Here is a 1,384-nt window from a genome sequence, read left to right on the forward strand (position 1 = left end):
AGCCGGAACCGTCCCGCCTGCTGATGGCCTACTCGCATTCCGCCACCACGCTGAACCTGCTGCGCGCCCTGGCCCAGGGCGGCTTCGCCGACTTGCACGAAGTGCATCGGTGGACCGCGGACTTCGTCCGATCGAGCCCGCAGGGCGAGCGCTTCGAAGAGCTCGCGGACCGCATCACCCAGTCGCTGGCTTTCATGGAGGCTTGCGGGTTCGACGCCTCGCGGGCCCCGCAACTGCACGCGGTGGAGTTCTACACCTCGCATGAGGCCTTGCAACTGCACTACGAGGAGTCGCTGACCCGCTTCGACAAGCGGACCGCCAGATGGTACGGAGGCTCAGCCCACATGCTCTGGTTGGGCGAGCGCACGCGCCAGATCGATGGCGCCCACGTCGAGTACATGCGCGGCGTGAGCAACTCGATCGGCGTCAAGCTGGGGCCGACGGCCAGTCCGGACGACGTGCTGCGCCTCATGGACGTGCTGGACCCGGAGCAGGAGCCCGGCCGTCTGGTGTTGATCGCGCGCATGGGAAGCGACAAGGTCGCCGAGCGGCTGCCGCCCCTGCTGCGCGCCGTGCACCGTGCCGGMCGCACGCCGGTGTGGTGCTGCGACCCCATGCACGGCAACACGGTGACCTCGACCAGTGGCTACAAGACCCGCGACTTCGAACGCATCCTCCAGGAACTGCGGGTCTTCTTTGCCGTGCACGGGCAGGAGGGCACATACCCCGGAGGCCTGCATTTCGAGATGACGGGACAAGACGTCACCGAATGCCGCGGAGGCGCGCAGGCGTTGACGGACGAGGGACTGTCGGCGCGCTATCGAAGCGCCTGCGACCCGCGCCTGAACGGATCGCAGAGTCTGGAGCTGGCTTTCCTGATTGCGGACGTGCTCAAGGCGGCGCGCGGGTAGAGCGTCAGACAGCGACTCAGCCCGGGCCGCCGGCGAGACGCAACCAGATCGGAAACTGACGATCGAAGTCTTGGGGCGCGATCTCCGCGAGGTGCTCGCATGCGGTATCGGGAAGCGCGACGCTCATTTCCTCGTGCCAGAGCACGATGCCAAGCAATCGATGGACCAGGATGCGCTCCTCGCGCGGAACGGGGAATTCCGACACATGATCCGGCAACCGCAGCATCGAAACGCGTCGCCGCACCTCGACGACGATCCACCCGATGCGCCGCACCCTGATGCGCATCGTCCTGCCCAGCCAGATCTGGAGACGAAGCTCCCATGCCACCAGGAGCAGAAGGATCAGCGCAGCGGCCAACATGCGGAATACAGCGTAAGTTGTTATTGCGTAAGAAAGTTCGTCCAACAGTCTCAAGCGCAAGAGTAGGTGTCGCCGCATCTCCCCGCAATACACCGAACGCGCTATGAGGCCC

Annotated in this window: 2 protein-coding genes; one reads left to right on the forward strand and one right to left on the reverse strand. The window is 65.7% G+C overall.

Features of this window, described 5'->3' with window-relative positions; translation table 11 throughout:
* The coding region (locus AC1D2K_RS34665) for a 3-deoxy-7-phosphoheptulonate synthase (RefSeq protein WP_478094962.1) at positions 1–911 on the forward strand (911 nt) is incomplete at its 5' end.
* Positions 912–927: 16 nt separating this feature from the next.
* Here AC1D2K_RS34665 and AC1D2K_RS34670 read toward each other — a convergent pair.
* A partial coding sequence (locus AC1D2K_RS34670; RefSeq protein WP_478094963.1) for a hypothetical protein occupies positions 928–1,384 on the reverse strand: 457 nt, incomplete at its 5' end.

It is taken from the genome of Variovorax sp. P1_H12_2, assembly GCF_056405335.1.